Genomic DNA, 16437 nt, shown 5'->3' with positions numbered 1-16437 from the left:
GCGATGAGTTCCGCGAAGGCAGCGGCGATGATCTCGCGTGGGTAACCGCTACTGATGAGCGCCTTCTGCAGGCATGGCCCGGTGTGACAGGTACCCCAGGTGCGTAAACCCGAGTGAGCGCATTCAGACCGTGGGATCATCGCGGGTGGGTGCCTGCCCATCCTTGGGCGTGAAGTCGTCAGTGCGTCGGGATGAACTGCCCAGTCGTTGTATCAATCACGCCGCTCGGTCCTGAAGGGGCGTAGTAGCGCCCGTCTCTTGTACCTGTGTACCCGCCGTTGCCAGTTGGTGCTAGGTATTCGCCAGTGCTTGGATTCACGGCCCCTCTCCCCGCTCGGTTCATCGTCGACGGTGAGCCGTATTGTTGGCCTTGGTGACCAGACCAGTCACCTTGCTGCCCGTTCATCGAGTTGAACGACTGCGCCTGTGCTGCCGTTGCGGCGAGGCTCATAACGAGTGCGCTGGTGACCAGATACCGATTGATGTGCATAGCGTCTCCTGACGATGTTTGCGGAAAGGAACCAACGATGCGGAGCGTCATTCAGCACCGTCTTTTCAAGATACTCCCGCTTGTCAAGAGGGAATCCGCGAAGACGCAGACCCGTTCCGAGATCAGGTCTTATGTTTGTTGAGCCTGTTGCCAGAGGTGGCGCACCTTTTCGCGTTTCAAACGCGACTCCGCCAAACCGTTCAAAACGACTCATCTCGATGTGTCCTTTAGCATTGCTCCACGACGGATCGAAGCAAGTGTTCCAGGATGGCTGCCTGGGTTTTCCCGTCATCCACGCTGCCAATATCCACAAGCCCGTGGCGGATGTCTTTACCGATTCGCAGGGCTTCAGCGGGGGATTGAGGGGCAGCTCAGGCACAGTGAGAGCCTCTCGTTACTGTGTAACAGCTTTGGGATCACAAAGAGGCGCTGATGCTCGGGATTGCTGGCCCGCTCCTGCTGCATCCCATCAGGCATCTTCGAGGCGGGTCCGTTACGTCGTAACAGACAAAGCACGCATAGCCTCGGCTGAAACGGAACCGTTGGCTCGGCTCCGGCTTATGACAGGTGCCGATGCGTTGACGCTGGACAAGCCCTCCCTACATGGTCCGCCCCGCGTTGCAAGAGGAAAATCGCTGATCAGCAGAAGGAAACGTTGCAGCCAACTATCCGGCATCGATAACGGGATGCTCATGGTCCCCGTGCCCTGATGGAATGCGCGTACCTCACCGTCCTCAATCAGGTTCCCAGTCTCAGCGTCAGCTGGCTTTGGAGGGCTCCAGGTTTTCAGTGAGGCGGTCGTGCCTTTCATGCCATCACAGTGATGTTCACTCGTCGCAACTCGTGGTCTCAAACTCGGTTAATGCCCTGGTGACGGGCTGGTTCAAATTGCTTGTTGATGGGCGGCGGGCCGTTACGCCGTCACCGTCGTCGGCTTCGCGAGCGCGCCGCGCGCAGGATCGAACGGCTTGCCGGTGGTCATCACCGCCCAAGCGATGCGCGCGAGCTTATTGGCCATCGCAACGCTGGCGACGTTGGCATGGCGACGCTGCTTGAGATGACGCGCCCAGTGACTGAGGGCGTCCTCCTTGTTCTCGACCCAGCGCATCATGGCCCGCGCTCCGTGGATCAAGAGCTGGCGCAGATACACATCGCCGCGCTTGCTGATGCCAAGCAAGCGCGCTTTGCCGCCGGTGGAGTGCTGTCGTGGGACCAACCCGAGCCAGGCCGCTAGCGCCCGACCGTTGTGAAACAGGCCCCACTGATCGCCCAGGGTGGCGAGCAAAGCGGTGGCCACCAGTGGGCCGATACCGGGAATGCTCATCAACAGCTGGGCCGACTCGCGGGTGTCGGCGACGGCTTTGATGTGCGCATCGTAGTGAACGACGCGCGCATCGAGGGGGGCGCAACTCCTCCAGCAGTCCTTTCAGCTCAGCGCGAAAGCGCTCGCTCAGTCCATTCGCAGCGTCTTCCAGGATTTCAGGAAGCCGGCGCATGGCCGCCGCGCGTCCTTGCGGCATGACGATGCCGTATTCGGCCAACAATCCACGTGCCTGATTCACGAGCGCAGTGCGCTGACCGATGACTTGCGAGCGCAGGCGATGGACGGCCTGGATGTCTTGCTGCTCGACGCTCTTGATGGGCACAAAGCGCTGGCGTGGGCGTTGGGCCGCTTCGCAGATGGCCTCGGCATCGGCGGCGTCGTTCTTGTTGGTCTTCACAAAGGGTTTCACATGCTGAGGTGCGATCAGCACCACGTCATGGTCAAAACCTTGGAAGGTGCGTGCCCAATGATGCGCGCTACCGCAGGCTTCCATGGCGACGCAGCACGGCGGTTGTTGGGCGATGAAGGCGCTTAGGGCACGGCGCACCAACTTGCGGCTAAAGACAACCTCGCCTTGGGCATCGACGCCAAAGACGTGGACGCTGTTCTTGGCCAAATCGATACCGATGGTGGCGACGGGTTGTTTGCTAAACTGCTTCATTGGTCTGCTCCGTTCTTGCTAGACGATAGGTGGGTTTTCCATCGCCTCTTCTGCCCGCTTCGGGTGCGTTGTAGGAGCGGGGCGGACCATTCCATTAGGTTCCTGGGTGACCCGTGCGACCATGCCCTACTCTCAGACCCCGGTGGGGTGGTCGCGCCTGGCCTCTCTCGGCGCACCCACTGTTGCCTTCCGCCATTTGAAAAACGTCGGCTCCACATCGCTCTCTTTCGAGGCTCCATCACAGGGCCTAGCCGCCCCCTGTGTACGCTTCGCAGGCGGGGTCGCCCCCGCACCACGCAACACTCGGTTCCGGTGGATGGCCAATCCTTTCCGGTTCGGGACTTGCACCCGGCGGGTCACGGTCAGAGGTTTCCGATTGCTCAACTCATTTGGCGTTCTTCCCCCTCTTCCAGGCTTTGCCTGGCGCAACCAAATTTGAAACCAGCATGTTATCAGTCGCTTTTCAGAAAGCGGTTGAAGCTCTCGTTTTAGCCGATGGTCCTCAAGTCTACCTCCACACCGACACCCGCACTTACACCGACACCCCCGGTGTTCGCCAACGACCTGGTGGCCAGCATCCGCGAGGCCCTGTTTAGCCTCCCCGATCACCGCAAGGGCGGCAACAACCAGCGCTACGTCATCGGCGACGCGGCCTTGAGCGCGTTTTCCGTGTTCTTCATGCAAAGCCCGTCGTTTCTGGACTTTCAGCGCCGGATGCAGAAAGAGCGCGGTGCCAACAACGCCAACACCCTGTTCGGTATCCATCAGATTCCCAGTGATCAGCAGATCCGCAACTTACTCGATCCCATCGCCCCAGAGCAGGTGTTCCCGGTGTTCATCGAGCGCGTTGAGGCGCTGCATGAGCAAGGCGCACTCGCCTCCCATCGCGGCCCGCATGGGGGCCTGCTGATCGCCTTGGATGGCACGCAGTATCACAGCTCTAAGACCATTCACTGCCCGCAGTGCTCGACCCGCACGTTGAGCAACGGCGAGGTCGTGTACAGCCATGCAGCCATCACCCCTGTCATCAGGTGTCGGTGCTGGCCTTGGTCTCAGCCCGAGGCCTGATGCAGCCTGATCTGCGTGAACGGAATGGTCCAGCCATGCTGATTGCAGGCGTCAACCAGGATGCGCTGGATGCCGGCGCGGATCAGCTCGCTGCGCGGCGCAGCGGCGCCTTCCAGCTGGGCCTCGATGCGATAATCCAACGAGGAGGAGCCAGCGCTCTCAAAGACCACGCTGAGGGTACGTAGCTGCCCGTCGTCAAGCAGGTTAGGCAACGCGTCTTCAAGCGCTGCTTGCATCAACTCCGGCACCTCGGTGGTGGCGATGGCCTGATGACAGTAGTCGATGCCGAAGTGCTCGACAATGCGGAAGCGGTCAGAGAGTCGGTGCGGATGCTGCTGCAAGAAGCGACTGGTTGGATAGAGGATCTCGGCACCACCGAGGTCGGTCAGGCGCACCGCACTCGGACTCTGATGGCTGACCTGTCCTAACAGCCCATCGTCGAGCTCAACCCAGTCACCAAGGCGGGTTGGGAACCAGGCCTCATCCTCGCCGGCGGGTCGCGAATGGTAGCCGACCAAGTCACGCACGGGCAGCTCCTGCACACCACCTTCAAGCTCGGGGTTGACGAGTTTAGCCCGGAAGGCGAGGGAGTCGACCCGATAGGGCACCTCATTGAACAGCAGGCGCTCACCCTCGCGCACGGTGCCGACATTCAGGATGAGCTTCACCGATTCGATCTGGCTTGGTAGGGTATGGATGCTCGCCCAACCGATGCCGAGCAGAAAGATGATGATGATGCCGAGCATGAACCAATCGCCGGCGGCATTGAATACCGCCATCATCGCCAGCAGGCCGCCGAGCACGCTGAAGGCGTGCAGCAGCAACAGTGCCAGGCGGCTGCTGAATTGCTTCTCGGCCTGGGGCTTGCGCATGCGCATGATCTGGGTGGCGATCCAGCGCACGCCGAAGAAGACCAGACCGAAGGCGGTCAGCGCGAGGAGCAGGTTCAGACCGCGAGTCTGCACGAAGTGGCGTGCATAGGAGGTGGTCTCGTCGAGCAGCGATTGGCGCTCTTCGAGCTTGTTCTGGAGTTGCAGATCCAGTGCGGTGTAGCGGTTGTTAGCCTCGTCGGCAAGGCGCTGCCAATAAGACAGGCGCTCTTCCAGCCGTTCGCGCAACGCGTCTGACGGGTCTTGCTTGAGCAGCCAGTGCAGCCGTTCGACGGCTTTTGTCGCTTGGGTCTTGCGTTCGCCGATGGTCTCGAGCTCGGCACGCAGGTCGCCGATGGCGCGCGACTCCGCGGTGGCGCTCTTTAGCTCAGCCAGGATCGGCTTGAGCAGACCGCTCAGCTCCTGTTGCCAATCGAAGGATTGCTCTTCCTCATTGATGAAGGGGCTGAGATCGATCTCCAGGGCGAAGCGATCGAACTGTTGCCGATCCTCGGCCAATTCTGCGCGCAGCTCTCGTAACTGCCCAGCCAGCTCCTCGCGGGTGACCTGATCTTGGGCCTGCACCAGCCGTTGCTGGACCTCGTTGACCTGCTGCTCCTTGCTAGCCAAGGCTTGGTTTAGGGCCTTGAGTGAATCGAGAGCCGTGGGGTCCAGAGGTTCGCCCTGCTCGGCCTCGAACTCGGCGGTCAGTCCAAGCGCCGGGACGCGGCTGTCGGCTCGATCGGCAGGTGCGCTCGCATCGGCATTCGCGCTTGCTTGCGTTTCAGCAACGGCCTCCTCTACCGCAACGACTGGATCTTCAGCCTCTACCTCCGCCTCCGCCTCAGCCTCTGCCTGGACTAGCGACGCGGCACCGGCGCAGATGAACAGTAGCAGGATCACGAGCGAGATCAATCGGGGAAAACGTCGGGACATCACAGCACCTTAACCTTCGTTTTCGAGTCGGCATACCTGGTCTTGCTGGAGCAATCTCCAGCAAGCATAGGCAAGCAGGGCATTCAGGGGTAGACCAGCATCGTTGGATGAGGCGGAATCCTCACCGCGTGATATCGGCGCTGGGGCTTCGTCCACCTTCCTTCCCTGCAGCCTGCTCAAGTGTGGCGTCAGTCAAAATGGCCTTGCCGAGGCCGGCTGCGAGTCACTGATATTTCTCGCAGCTAGACCGATCCCTGATCGCATCTAAGAACATCGCGTCGTACCAGGGCACCTGTTTACCGCAGATGTGGTAAAGGTTGACCGAATTAGAATGGCCCTTAAAGAACATGCTCGCTGCGACAACAATAATAGCGAACAGGAACAACAGGAACAGTGATTTCATCAACATCTCTCCCCGGGTGATGGCCGAGAGGCCATTTTTTTCTGGATCTTATTGCCGTAAGGAAGCCTAAGCGCCCCCGCGACTCTACAGAGGACTGCAGACTGAGGGTAGCGAGGGCAGTAGATCAGGTCAACGCTGAATCATAGGACACATTGGTCTCCCGAGCGGGCGCCAAGGATCTGCTGCAGGGCATCCAAGTGTCAGAAGACCTCGTGCTCAATGCGCAGCATCCCGACAGCTGCGGCGGGCATCGCCAAGCGCGCATGAAAGTGCGCGGAGCGATCCTGCCGATTGCGGCGCATCGGCTTGACCTCTGCCTGCTCAAGCAGTTGCCCTTCGGCGCCGATCAATGCGATGCGGACCTTGCCCGCTATCATGCCGCGGTGCGAGGCGAAGCGCGCGACCTCACCACTGACACTGATCGAATCAACACCTGGTTCGACTCGAACCCGGCTGAAGTTGTAGTGGTTTGAAGAGATGCGCTCAATCTTCATGCCGTCAGTGTGATCGCTGAGTGGCGGCGTGGCGCAAGCTGGGCCAAGGATTATGGCAAGCGTCAGCATGAGGGTAAGCCGAAGCGAGTGATTTGGCGTGTCGAACATCAGGTCATCCCCGTTGGTTGGGCGCTAAAAACGCCCGCTGTTGTAAAACCTTTGGCGCGAAACAACGCCCTGACCAAACCCGGCTCACAGGCGCGAATGCGTGGCTGGTAGATCGATGGATCAGCCGACCTGGATCAGTCGATATGGCCAGCCGCGAGCATCGGCAGCAGCCAGTAATGCAGCCCACTGCCGCTGAAGTCGGCACGCACGGCCTCGAGCAGCGCCCGCGCGGTCGGCTCCGGCAGCTCGAGCAGAAACATCACTCGTCGGCTGCGCCCGGCCACCTGCTCGGCCAGACTCATGGACTGCTCGGAAGAGCCATGACCGGCGATCGGCAGGCTGGTAAAACCAGGTACCTCGGCACGCTCGAGCAGCCATTCGGCCAGGCTGTCCTCAAGCTTCGGCGAGCAGATCAGATGCAGTAGGCAATCGGCCATCAGCGGTCTCCAGTCAGGCTTGCGATCAATTGGGCGGTCCCGGCGGGTCACTTGCCGATCCTCGGGTTGCCGACGATCGGGTCAGCAATCGTCGGATTTTTCATGGGTGGTACCCGCATCGACATCATCAGTGGTTGAGATCATCAGCAGCGACACGACTCAGCCAAAGCGCTGATCAACCGAAGCGCCGATACAAAATCGGCAACAGCACCAGCGTCAGCAGCGTCGAGGAGACCAACCCGCCGATGACGACGATCGCCAGCGGGCGCTGGATCTCCGAGCCGGGGCCGGTCGCGAACAGCAGCGGCGCCAAGCCGAACGCGGCCGTGGTGGCCGTCATCAACACCGGTCGCAGGCGACGTTTGGCGCCCTCGACCACCACCTCCTGCATCGGCCGTCCCATCGCGCGCAGCTGGTTGAACCAGGTCACCAGCATGACCCCGTTCAGCACCGCGATGCCGAGTAGCGCGATGAAGCCGACCGAGGCCGGTACCGACAGGTACTCGCCGGTGACGGCTAAGGCCACCACGCCGCCGATCAGCGCAAAGGGAATGTTGGAGAGCACTAGCAGCGACTGGCGCAGCGAGCCGAAGGTCGAGAACAGCACCAGGAAGATCAGCAGCAGTGCCACCGGCACCACCAGCGCCAAGCGCGCGGCGGCGCGCTGCTGGTTCTCGAACTCGCCACCCCATTCGATCCAATAGCCGACCGGCAGCTGCACCTGCTCGGCCACCGCCGCGCGCGCCTCCTCGACGAAGCCGACCAGATCACGCCCGCTGCCGACATTGGCGATCGCCGTCGACATGCGGTTGCCGAGCTCGCGCGAGAGCACCACCGGCCCCTCGACGCGCTCGATGCGAACCAGGTTTTCCACCGGCACCGAGCGCCCGTCCGCCAGCGCCAATTGCAGCCCACGGAAGCGCGCCGGCGAGGTCCGCAGCGCCTCAGAGGCACGAATCACCAGCGGTCGGCGCTTGCCCTCACGATAGATGGTGCCGACCTCGAGCCCCTCGATCTGGGCGCGCAGCATCGCCGCCAGCGCGTCGGCATCGACCCCGAGCCGCCCGGCCGCAAGCCGATCGACAACCAGGTTCAGGTACTGCGCGCCCTCATTCTTGGGTGTGAAGACATCCTCGGCCCCCTCGAGCTGGTCGAGCACCGCGACGATCTCCTCGGTGATCCGATTCAGCTCATCCTGGTTGCCGCCGAAGACCTTGACCGCGAGATCGCCACGCACGCCGGTGAGCATCTCCGAGACGCGCATCTCGATCGGCTGGGTAAAGGCATAGTCGAGCCCCGGGAAGCCCTCGAGCACGCTGCGAATCGCATCGACCAGCGCGTCCTTGGTCGCAAAGCGCCATTCGTCGCGCGGTGCCAGGACCAAGAAGCTGTCGGTCTGGTTCAGCCCCATCGGGTCCAGGCCCAGCTCGTCGGAGCCGGTACGCGCCACCACGCCGCGGACCTCCGGCACCGCCTCCATGATCGCCTGCTGCACCCGCAGGTCGATGTCGAGCGATTGCTCCAGATTGATCGACGGCAGCTTCTCCAACTGCACGATCAGATCGCCTTCATCCATGGTCGGCATAAAGGTCTTGCCGACGCGCAGATAGAGCGCGCCGGCGCCAACTAGCAGCGCCACGGCCAGCCCGACGATCAGCCATTCGCGCTTCAGCGCCCAGGTCAGCGAGGGGCCATAGATCTTGAGCAGTTGACGCACCACCCAGGGCTCCTCGGCGCCACCCTTGCCAAGCAGATAGGAGGCCAGCACCGGGATCACCGTCAGCGACAGCAACAGCGCGCTCGCCAACGCAAAGACGATGGTCAGCGCGACCGGCACGAACAGCTTGCCCTCGAGCCCCTGCAGGGTCAGCAGCGGCAGGAACACGATGACGATGATCAGGGTGCCGGAGGCGACCGGCAGCGCCACCTCGCGCGTCGCCCGATAGATCAGATGCAGCCGCGGCAGGCGGCGTGTACCGGTGCCCGCGGCAGCGCCGACCGCACTCGGCTTGGCGCCCGGCTCGGCGCTTGGCCCAGCATCTGGCTTAGCGTTCAACTCGGCATGCACCGCCGCACCGGCGCCGCCTTCGCTACCCTTTGCACCCTGGCGCGCAAGCTGGGTGACGACGTTCTCGACCACGACCACGGCCGAATCCACCAGCATGCCAATCGCGATCGCCAGGCCGCCGAGCGACATCAGATTGGCCGAAAGCCCGAAAACCCGCATCAGCACGAAGGTCGCGAGCGCCGCCAACGGCAGGATCAGGGCCACCGTCAGCGCCGCGCGCAGGTCGCCGAGGAACAGCACCAACAGCAGCACGACCAGCACCACCGCCTGCACCAAGGCCATGCTCACCGTCGACACCGCGCGATCGACCAGCACACCGCGATCGTAGAACACATCGATGCGGATACCATCGGGCAGCCCAGCCGCGAGCTCATCGAGCTTGGCCTGGACGCCCGCAACCAGCTTGCGCGCATTGGCGCCGCGCAGACCGAGCACCAGTCCCTCGACCGCCTCGCCTTCGCCGTTGCGCGTCACTGCCCCATAGCGGGTCAGCGCCGCGCGCCGCACCTCAGCGACATCGGCGACGCGCACCGGCTGGCCGGCATCGCCGCCGACGACGATCGCGGCCAGGTCCTCCAAGGTCTGAATCGCGCCCTCGCTGCGCACCAGCAAGACCTCCTCGCCATCATCGAGGCGCCCGGCGCCATCGTTGCGGTTGTTGGCCTCGATCGCCGTGCGCAACTGCGCGAGGCTGATGCCATAGGCGCTCATCCGAGCGTTGTCGGGCTCGACCTCGAAGGTGGTCACAAAACCGCCGAGCGAATTGACATCGGCCACACCGCTCACCGAGCGCAGCGCCGGGCGGATGGTCCAGTCGAGCAGATCGCGCTTCTCGGCCAGCGTCAGCGCGTCGCCCTCGATGCTGAACATGAACATCTCGCCGAGCGGCGTGGTCAGCGGCGCGAGGCCGCCCTCGATGCCTGCCGGCAGGTCACCACGGATCGCCGCCAACCGCTCCGAGACCTGTTGCCGCGCCCAGTAGATATCGGTGCCTTCGTCGAAGTCGACGGTGATGTCGGTGAGCCCGTACTTGGCGATCGAGCGCAGCATGACTTGGTTCGGGATGCCGAGCATCTCGATCTCGATCAGGCTGGTGATCCGAGTCTCGATCTCCTCTGGTGTCATGCCGGGTGCCTTCATCACCACCTTGACCTGCGGCACCGAGACATCAGGGAAGGCATCGATCGGGGTCTGCTGGAAGGCGCGCCAGCCGGCGCCGACCAGGGCCAGGGCGATCAGCAGCATCAGCAGCCGCTGGGTGAGCGCGAAACCGATCAGGCGACCGAACATCAGTTGGAGGCTCCCTGCCAAGCCGCCTTGATCTCGACCACGCCCTTGACCGCGACCCGATCCGAGGCCGCGAGCGACCCAGTAACCACGGTCTCGCCCTCTTCCTCGGCGATCAGCCGCACCGAGATCGCCTCGAAACCGCCCTCGCGCGCGACGAACAAAATGGCCTCACCGGCATGGCGCACGACCGCCGCAGCCGGCACCCGCCAGCGGCCGCCAGCCTCGGTGGTCGCGGCGAGCTGCACCTCGATGAACTGGCCCGGACGCAGCTGCTCAGCGCCATCGGCCACCTCGGCGCGCACCAGCACGCCCTGGTCTTGGGCGTGGACCAGGCGACCAATGGTGATGATGCGCCCCTCGATGCCAAGCGTTGGCAGCAGCGCCCGGTCGCCCGGAGCGAGGCCCGCGATCCGATCGACCGGTACGTGGACCTCGATCCACAACGGCTCGAGGTCGGCGATCCGATACAGTGGTGTGGCCGCGGTCAATGACTCGCCGGTGCTGACCATCTGCTCCAGCACCACACCCGCGATCGGCGCGCGCACCGGCAGGCTGGTGGTCAAGGTCCTGCTGCGGGCCAGAGTATCGATATCAGCTGCGGACATCCCGGCCAGCGCCAGCACCTGGCGGCGCTGCTCGACCAGGGTCGCCAGCTCGTCGCGGCGCGCCTGGCTCTCGAGCAGCCGGCGCTCGGCGATGACCCCTTCGCGCTGCAGCATGCGATCGCGCGCGACCTCGCTCTCGGCCAGCGCCAGTCGGGTCAGGGACTCGAGATAGTCGCTCTGCGCCGAGACCAGATCCGGGCTCTGCAGACGGGCCAGGATCTGCCCTGCGGTCACCTGCTCGCCCTCGGCGACCAGCAAGGTCTCGACCACCCCGGCCTTGCGTGCGGCCACCACCCGCAACTGCGGGTTCGGCACCGCGACACGCGCCGGATAGCGGCGGGTCAGCGTGGTTTCAGCCGGTTGTGGGACGGCCAGCTCGATGCCAAAGCGGTTCTGCTCGGCCCGCGATAGCGGGATCACATCAGCCGCGGTGGCACTCGTGGCGATCGAGGCGCCCAAGAGCAGCAGGATCGCTCCCAGTACGGGGCCGAGCCTCGGGACGAGCTTGCACAATAAGCGTTGAACTCGGCCCGACTGCGCTATCAGATCTGAGGTTGGCAGGCGACCGTTACGGTTAGACCACATCATTGCGGGATCATCCCTAAGGCCTGATTGACTCGCGCCAACGCCTGGCCTTGTTCGGCGCGGCGCAGGGCGAGGTCGAGATGGGCTTCGCGGGCGCGGCGCTCGGCAAGCAGCCGCTCGGCGAGATCGGTCTCACCGAGCTCGAAGGCGCGCTGGGCGACCGACAGCGCATCGGCAGCCAAGCTCGCGCGACGTTCGGCAACTGCTAAGGCCTCGGCAGCCCCGCGCCGGCCAAGCACCGCCGCCACCAGTTCGCGCTCGGCCTCGCGGCGCATTCGATGCAGCTCGGCCAGACGCTCGGTCACCTGCCGCTCGCTGGCGGCGATCTCTGGTGCCGATTGGCTGGCGAGTCCGAACGGGATCGACAGCTCGAGCTGCAGTGCATCGTCGTCAGGAAACACACGCGCGTCACGTGTGCGCCTGCCACCGAGACTCAGAATGGGATTGCCACGGCGATCGCTGACGACCTGCTCACGCTCGGCGCGTGCCCGCGCCAGTGCGGCATCGGCCTCGGCGAGGAGCGGATGATCCTTGGGTAATCCGCCAATGCCGTTGCTCGCCATACCGTCGCTGCCAAGGCGCTGGCTCCCAGCAAGGGGACTGCCGTGGGAATAGGCTCCGACGCCCTGGCTCTGATCGAAATAGGCATTGGAATCGGTGCCAACCTCCTGGCCAGCAGTGACCGGTGGCACGCTGGGCCAGTTGGGTGGCTCCGGCAACTGCAGCCGGCCAGTGATCTGCACATAGGCCGCTTTCGCCTGCTCCCAGTCCGCCTGTGCCGCAGTCTGTTCGGCCTGGCGGGCAAGCGTCTCCTGCTGCGCCGTCAGCAGGTCCAACCGCGCCAGCTCGCCGGCGTTGTAGCGTTTGGCCACCACTGACTCGAGCCCTCGTGCGGCCTCATAGGCGGCGTTCGCCTGCTGCAGCTGGACCTCGGCGAGCTTGGCTGCCCAGACCGCATCACGCACCGTACCGGTAACCTCCCAGCGCAATAGCCGCGCCAGGGCCTCGGCCCGCAGGCCGAGCGAACTCGCCAGCCCCAAGCGCGCGCGGCGCTGGCCGGGCAGCCAGAGCGGTAGCTCGAGCAGGGCCTCGACCTCATAGGCGCCGTCATCGCCGGTGAAGCGATCGGACACCCCTTTGAGGCGCAGCGCCGGATCAGCGGCGGTCCAGGCACCGGCCTGGCGACGTACCGCGTCGGCCTCACCGCGCAGCGCATCCGTGCGGATCAGCTGCCCGGCTTGCTCCAATGCACCCGCAACGGCCTCAGCGAGCGTCGCCGGTGATGTCGCATTGGCACCAGCGGCACCAGCCGTATCAGCGGCACCAGCAATACCAGCGTAATCAGAGTATCTAGCGGAACTAGCGGTATCAGTAGACGCTAAGGCGTTGTCAGGCGCAGCGGCGTCGGCCGTCATGGGTGCCGTCAGAACCAACATCGACAGCAGAAACCAGACTGCGCCAACGCATGCACTCAAGCGCTTGTTGCGCCATACAGTCGATGCCTGCACGTGCGCACCCGCTCGCCCAGTCAGGCGCCGAGCACCGGGGGCGACTTGGCGCCAAGAACAAGCATAGGAGACGCGTTGGCGCCCAAAAGCGACAGGCAGATTCATTTGCCGAGCGGTCGTTTGCGACCAGTAACCATGCTGCGTGGCAGGTTCTCGCGCGTGACGATGCTCGCGAAAACGACGCCCACGATGTGCAGCAAGACCAGTATTAGGACCAGATTAGCGAAGACTTCGTGCAGTTCCTCCCAGACCTCCTCGGCGCCCTCGTGCTCTTCGCGCTGACCAGACTCATGTTCGGCATCGCTCTCACCAGCGCGCTCGGCGGATTCACCCCGCTCACCCCGCTCACCCCGCTCACCATGTTCTTCGCTGTCATCATCGGCCTGAGCCGTCGGGACCAGTGCGAAGGGCGCAGCACCCTGGCTCAACTCGTCGGCACGAACGAAACCCGCGAGCGGCCCGGCGTTCTCCTCCAGTGCATACAGCACCAGTCCAGAACCAACGATGGCGAGCAGGCCAGCCAGCAGAGCCCAGACCATCACCGCGCCGGCCGGGCTATGCCCGATGTGGCGGATCGCCTTAAAGCGGACCAGGTCGAACAGATACGCCAGCACGGCCTTGAGCGGGAAGGCGAAATCGGAGAACCGCGCATGCCGAGGCCCAACGAAGCCCCAGATGATCCGCGCCAAGACCAGGACGCCGATCAGATAACCAGTCCAGACATGCAGCAGCTGTACGTCCTCGCTGAAATAGGCGACGAAGAAACCGACCGCGAGGGTCCAGTGGAAGACGCGCACGAAGGTATCCCAAACCTGAATCGAGTCTGGCTGAAAGGCTGTACCGCCTGGATCGGACATGGGGTTTCTCGCTTGGTTGCCGGAAGTCACCCGCCTGCGGCCAACCAGTGAACGGTCGCTCGCGGGGACTCGGGATTGGACATGATTGCGAGAGCTTAAGGGTCGAAGCTGAAACCAAGCTGAAGGCGGTCGTTGTATCCAACTCGAGTCAAGCCACGCATTGCCTGGACAAGCTCTATCGATCAGCGTCCATCGAGTTCTCGATCCTGGAGCGGCAGCCGGACATCCACGCGCAGCCCGCCGAGTTCGCCCGCACGATCGAAGCCCAGGACACCCTGATAGCCGGCGACGATCTCCTTGACGATCGCCAGCCCCAGACCATGCCCGCCAACCTGCTCATCGAGTCGCACGCCGCGGTTGGTGATCTCGGCGATGGCCTCCTCCGAGCAGCCCGGGCCATCGTCATCGACCTGCAAGACCAGGGTTCCGGCCTCGACCTGGAGCTGGGCGCGCACGCGCTTACGCGCCCACTTGCAGGCGTTGTCGAGCAGATTGCCGAGCAGTTCCAGCATGTCCTCGCGATCGAGGGCAAGAGGCGTATCGATGGCACATTCCAGATCGATCCGCAGCGCCCGCGCGGCATGGATGCGTTCGAGCAGGCGCTTGAGCACCGGCAGTTCGGTGGCCGGCTCGAAGAACTCACCGACGCCGCCCGCCCCGGCCAAACGCGCGCGCTTGAGCTGACGCTCGGCGATCCGGCGCAGGTGCTCAACCTGATCCAGTAGCCCGGCGCGCGTCTCGGGCGTCAGCTTCAGTTGAGGATCAGTCAGGTATTGGCGTAGGAGCACCAACGGCCCCTTGAGCGCATGCGACAGATTGCCCGCCGCTGTCCGCGAGCGTTCCAGACGCTGGCCGAGCAGGACCAGCAGACGGTTGAGCTTGCGCACCAAGGGCTGCATCTCGCGCGGCACGTCCTCGCTCAGGGTGACGATACGCCCGCGTTCGAGCTGTTCGATGTCGCGGTAGATGGGCCGCAGTCCGGCGAAGGCGCGGCGCACGATGAGGCGCTGGATCAGCAGACTCAGCAGCAACCCGCCCACAGCCATGATCGCGAACAGGCGCTCGAAGTGACGCAATTCGGCACTCAGCGGCCTGATGTCCTCGGCCATGGCCAAGACCAGATCGTGATCGCCAAAACGATAGCCTTCCGCCCAAGCTAGAAGATGCTGTTCGTCCGGGCCTGGTAGCATCCAGTGTCGTGTCTCGCCGGGATGCAACATCGGAACCTCGAGATCCGTATCCCATAGCGAACGTGAGCGCAGAGGCTTGCCCGTCGCCGGGACGATGACGAAATAGTGTCCCGAATAGGGTTGCTCATAGACGGGCGTCAGGCGCGGTGATTCCAGACGTAGGGCACCCAGCGCATCGAACCTGAGTGCGCCGAGCAGTCCCTCGGCGTCGTGCTCCAGACGCGAGAGCACAAAGGCGTTAGCGGTATGGTGAAGGGCGGCGTGCCCGAGCCACCAGGCGCCGCCAATCAGCAGTGCCAGGCTGAACGCCAGTCCCAGCTGGAGTCGGCCTTCCAGCGACCTCATCGTTTCAGCAGATAGCCCTGGCCGCGCAGGGTCTGGATATGATCGCGGCCGATCTTCTCGCGCAGACGCCGGATATAGACCTCGATCAGATTGTCGCCGCGGTCGGCCTCCAGTTCGTAGACGTGCTCCAGGAGCTGCGTCTTCGACAGGATGCGCCCTGGGTTGAGCATCAGATAGCGCAGCAAGCGGAACTCGGTGCCGGTCAGCTCACGGATCTCGCCGTCGGGGCGAGTGACCTGCTGTTGATCCTCGTCGAGCAAGAGACCGCCGATGGCGAGCGCTGGGCGCAGATTGCCCGCCGCGCGGCGCGTCAGGGCGTTGAGACGCGCGATCAGCTCCTCGACATGGAAGGGTTTGCCCAGATAATCGTCGGCCCCAGCCTTGAGCCCATCGACACGCTCGGTCCAGGCATCGCGTGCGGTGAGGATCAGCACCGGCGCGGCCAGACCACGGGCGCGCCAATGCCGCAGCACCTCCAGGCCGGGACGTTTGGGCAAGCCGAGATCGAGCACGATGACGTCATAGGGTTCGGTCTCGCCCAGGCGCTCGCCGATCAGGCCGTCCCGCGCCTGATCGACCGCGAATCCAGCAGCGTTCAGGGCCGGCAACAGGGCCGCGATCTGTGCGGGATCATCCTCGACCAGTAACAAGCGCATCCCCGATGTCTCCGGCTCAATCGTCGTACGAGGATTCGATCAGGACGCCGCTGGCAGCATCGAACTCGAGCTCATGGACCCGACCCGCCGGGTCGAGGATACGGATCTCGTAGACGTAGCGTCCATCCTCCCGCTCCAGTTCCGCCTCCAGCAACTGCCCCGGCTGAATCCGCTCGGCGCGTCGCATCACCTCGAACATCGGCAGGATACGGCCTTCATCGCGCAGACGTTTGACGCTGTCGTGATCCAGGGAATCGCCCAAGGCACAGGGGGTGAAGACCATCGCGCCGATGAACAGGAGACAGGCTGGAAAAGCGGCTGGTTTCCGGTTGAACATCATCGCATCTCGAAGGCTTCCTGATAAAACCGCCCGATGGGCTCGAAAGACGGGGGTAGTAAGACGATGGTAGTCTGATCGGGCAAGCTGAATTACCGCTGAACATCTTGACCTCGAATCCTAACTGACGAGGCTCATTGTGGGTTTTGAGGACATGCTTCCGGCTGTAATAATGTCCCGAGGAGTGCCCCCAGCAAGGCTCGTCC

Annotated in this window: 13 protein-coding genes and 1 pseudogene; 1 reads left to right on the top strand and 13 read right to left on the bottom strand. The window is 63.8% G+C overall.

What is annotated here, in order from left to right; all coding sequences use genetic code 11:
- Nucleotides 1-386: 386 nt before the first annotated feature.
- Nucleotides 387-704, bottom strand: coding sequence for a hypothetical protein (locus VBE63_RS18855; protein WP_323684565.1), 318 nt, complete (start codon nucleotides 702-704; stop codon nucleotides 387-389).
- Nucleotides 705-1403: 699 nt separating this feature from the next.
- Nucleotides 1404-2475 (bottom strand): annotated as a pseudogene (locus tag VBE63_RS18850) (IS110 family transposase).
- A 549-nt stretch (nucleotides 2476-3024) separates the two neighbouring features.
- On the opposite strand from VBE63_RS18850, the gene VBE63_RS18845 reads away from it, so the two are divergent.
- Nucleotides 3025-3543, top strand: coding sequence for a hypothetical protein (locus VBE63_RS18845; RefSeq protein WP_323684564.1), 519 nt, complete (start codon nucleotides 3025-3027; stop codon nucleotides 3541-3543).
- On the opposite strand, the gene VBE63_RS18840 is transcribed toward VBE63_RS18845, so the two are convergent.
- The 11 genes from VBE63_RS18840 to VBE63_RS18790 form a co-directional block, all read right to left on the bottom strand.
- Complete coding sequence (locus VBE63_RS18840; RefSeq protein ID WP_323684563.1) at nucleotides 3528-5348, bottom strand: hypothetical protein; 1821 nt, start codon at nucleotides 5346-5348, stop codon at nucleotides 3528-3530. The genes VBE63_RS18845 and VBE63_RS18840 overlap by 16 nt on opposite strands.
- 223 nt (nucleotides 5349-5571) lie before the next feature.
- On the bottom strand, nucleotides 5572-5751 hold the full coding sequence (locus tag VBE63_RS18835; RefSeq protein WP_323684562.1) for a hypothetical protein: 180 nt from the start codon (nucleotides 5749-5751) through the stop codon (nucleotides 5572-5574).
- 200 nt (nucleotides 5752-5951) lie between these two features.
- Nucleotides 5952-6245 carry a hypothetical protein gene (locus VBE63_RS18830; RefSeq protein ID WP_323684561.1) on the bottom strand — a complete coding sequence of 98 codons (294 nt, stop codon included), beginning with the start codon at nucleotides 6243-6245 and terminating at the stop codon, nucleotides 5952-5954.
- Between the two features lie 242 nt (nucleotides 6246-6487).
- Nucleotides 6488-6790 carry a DUF3240 family protein gene (locus tag VBE63_RS18825; protein ID WP_323684560.1) on the bottom strand — a complete coding sequence of 101 codons (303 nt, stop codon included), beginning with the start codon at nucleotides 6788-6790 and terminating at the stop codon, nucleotides 6488-6490.
- A 175-nt stretch (nucleotides 6791-6965) separates the two neighbouring features.
- Nucleotides 6966-10148 carry an efflux RND transporter permease subunit gene (locus VBE63_RS18820; RefSeq protein WP_323684559.1) on the bottom strand — a complete coding sequence of 1061 codons (3183 nt, stop codon included), beginning with the start codon at nucleotides 10146-10148 and terminating at the stop codon, nucleotides 6966-6968.
- The gene (locus VBE63_RS18815) at nucleotides 10148-11266 is read right to left on the bottom strand and encodes an efflux RND transporter periplasmic adaptor subunit (protein ID WP_323684558.1); all 1119 of its coding nucleotides are present in this window, start codon (nucleotides 11264-11266) and stop codon (nucleotides 10148-10150) included. Before VBE63_RS18815 ends, VBE63_RS18820 begins: the two co-directional genes overlap by 1 nt.
- Nucleotides 11267-11337: 71 nt before the next feature.
- Nucleotides 11338-12753, bottom strand: coding sequence for a TolC family protein (locus tag VBE63_RS18810; RefSeq protein WP_323684557.1), 1416 nt, complete (start codon nucleotides 12751-12753; stop codon nucleotides 11338-11340).
- 194 nt (nucleotides 12754-12947) lie between these two features.
- Nucleotides 12948-13703 (bottom strand): cytochrome b/b6 domain-containing protein, encoded by a 756-nt coding sequence (locus VBE63_RS18805; RefSeq protein ID WP_323684556.1) that lies wholly within the window; start codon nucleotides 13701-13703, stop codon nucleotides 12948-12950.
- Nucleotides 13704-13885: 182 nt separating this feature from the next.
- The gene (locus VBE63_RS18800) at nucleotides 13886-15238 is read right to left on the bottom strand and encodes a sensor histidine kinase (protein WP_323684555.1); all 1353 of its coding nucleotides are present in this window, start codon (nucleotides 15236-15238) and stop codon (nucleotides 13886-13888) included.
- Nucleotides 15235-15894 carry a response regulator transcription factor gene (locus VBE63_RS18795; protein WP_323684554.1) on the bottom strand — a complete coding sequence of 220 codons (660 nt, stop codon included), beginning with the start codon at nucleotides 15892-15894 and terminating at the stop codon, nucleotides 15235-15237. Before VBE63_RS18795 ends, VBE63_RS18800 begins: the two co-directional genes overlap by 4 nt.
- Nucleotides 15895-15910: 16 nt before the next feature.
- A complete protein-coding gene (locus tag VBE63_RS18790; protein ID WP_323684553.1) occupies nucleotides 15911-16234 on the bottom strand; it encodes a PepSY domain-containing protein in 324 nt (107 codons plus the stop codon).
- Between the last annotated feature and the right edge of the window lie 203 nt (nucleotides 16235-16437).

This window comes from Lamprobacter sp., assembly GCF_034860625.1.
In the GTDB taxonomy this organism is placed as follows: domain Bacteria; phylum Pseudomonadota; class Gammaproteobacteria; order Chromatiales; family Chromatiaceae; genus Lamprobacter.
The sequence above is the reverse complement of the archived record's forward strand: the minus strand, read 5'-3'. Positions and strand labels throughout refer to the sequence as shown.